This is a genomic window from Nioella aestuarii (assembly GCF_050896395.1).
GTDB lineage: Bacteria > Pseudomonadota > Alphaproteobacteria > Rhodobacterales > Rhodobacteraceae > Nioella > Nioella aestuarii.
The window spans coordinates 5,001-6,092 of sequence record NZ_JBPBBA010000075.1 but is presented as its reverse complement, the minus strand read 5'-3'; the positions used below and the strand labels follow the sequence as shown (position 1 = coordinate 6,092).

Annotated in this window: 1 tRNA gene and 2 rRNA genes (1 of these 3 cut by a window edge); all 3 read right to left on the bottom strand. The window is 53.8% G+C overall.

Annotated features, from left to right (window positions below):
* Positions 1-47: 47 nt before the first annotated feature.
* A tRNA-Met gene (locus ACROHD_RS20675) sits at positions 48-124 on the bottom strand.
* 72 nt (positions 125-196) lie between these two features.
* Positions 197-311, bottom strand: a 5S ribosomal RNA gene (gene rrf, locus ACROHD_RS20670).
* A 140-nt stretch (positions 312-451) separates the two neighbouring features.
* A 23S ribosomal RNA gene (locus tag ACROHD_RS20665) occupies positions 452-1,092 on the bottom strand (it continues 2,187 nt past the right edge of the window).

Here is a 1,092-nt window from a genome sequence, read left to right as displayed (position 1 = left end):
CCACCCTTGGGCGGTTTATAAGTCTTTGATATCTTGTGGTTTTATTTTGGTTGCGGGGGTAGGATTTGAACCTACGACCTTCAGGTTATGAGCCTGACGAGCTACCGGGCTGCTCCACCCCGCGCCAATTGCCCGGATTTTGTTTTGATCTGGGCTTTGATTGTTATCGTTTTAGAGAGATGGGTTTGCTTGTTAGGTTTGGCGGTGACCTACTCTCCCACGTCTTAAGACGCAGTACCATCGGCGCAACGGTGCTTAACGGCCGAGTTCGGGATGGGATCGGGTGTTTCACTCGCGCTATGACCACCAAACCGAACAAGCAAACCCTTTTTTCCCCATTTTTTTTGGGGATTTGGGTTGAACATCTTTATCCAAGTCAAGCGACTGTGTTTTTGGTGTAGTTTTCTGCTTTTGATTTTGTCCGCAGGGCCAAGTCTGGCTTCTACTGGATCAAATCAAGCCTATCGAGCAATTAGTACCGGTCAACTGAATGCATTGCTGCACTTACATCTCCGGCCTATCGACGAGGTGGTCTACCTCGGCTCTCAGGGATACCTTGTTTTGAGGGGGGCTTCCCGCTTAGATGCCTTCAGCGGTTATCCTTTCCGATCATAGCTACCCTGCACTGCGGCTGGCGCCACAACAGGTCCACCAGTGGATCGTTCACCCCGGTCCTCTCGTACTAGGGGCAACTCCTCTCAAGTATCCTACACCCACGGCAGATAGGGACCGAACTGTCTCACGACGTTCTAAACCCAGCTCACGTACCTCTTTAAACGGCGAACAGCCGTACCCTTGGGACCTGCTCCAGCCCCAGGATGAGATGAGCCGACATCGAGGTGCCAAACGGTGCCGTCGATATGGACTCTTGGGCACCATCAGCCTGTTATCCCCGGCGTACCTTTTATCCGTTGAGCGATGGCCCTCCCACTTGGGACCACCGGATCACTATGGCCGTCTTTCGACTCTGCTCGACTTGTCAGTCTCGCAGTCAGGCTGGCTTCTGCCATTGCACTCAACGAGCGATTTCCGACCGCTCTGAGCCAACCTTCGCGCGCCTCCGTTACGCTTTAGGAGGCGACCGCCCCAGTC